The organism is Gilvimarinus gilvus (assembly GCF_030518155.1).
Classification (GTDB): Bacteria; Pseudomonadota; Gammaproteobacteria; order Pseudomonadales; family Cellvibrionaceae; genus Gilvimarinus; species Gilvimarinus gilvus.
Genome location: NZ_JAULRU010000309.1, coordinates 1 through 311 on the forward strand (window position 1 = coordinate 1; position 311 = coordinate 311).

The window sequence follows — 311 nt, forward strand, 5'->3', positions numbered from 1 at the left end:
AGAACGTCATTGCCCAGCTGCACCACTTGCGCACCCACCCTTCGGTGGCTTCGGGGCTTGCAGCGGGTCAGCTGTACATCCATGGCTGGATCTATGACATCGAGACCAGCAGGATCGAAGCCTACGACGCTGCCAGCGACAGCTTCATGCCCCTGGCCGCAGGCCAACCGGTGCCATGCGCCACTCCGAGAGGCCGCTACTAAGCGACCCGTCCGCCGTTAAAACCTTGATAGCCGGCTGCACCCTGTAGGGGTGTGGCGCGGCCTTCGGCTGCCCTGAATACCCTGACTGCCCTGCCGGCGAGCCCGCTG

Annotated in this window: 1 protein-coding gene; it reads left to right on the forward strand. The window is 64.6% G+C overall.

What is annotated here, in order from left to right; all coding sequences use genetic code 11:
- Nucleotides 1-203: carbonic anhydrase (locus QWI17_RS04985; RefSeq protein WP_302721406.1), on the forward strand; the 203-nt coding region annotated here is incomplete at its 5' end.
- Nucleotides 204-311 lie beyond the last annotated feature (108 nt).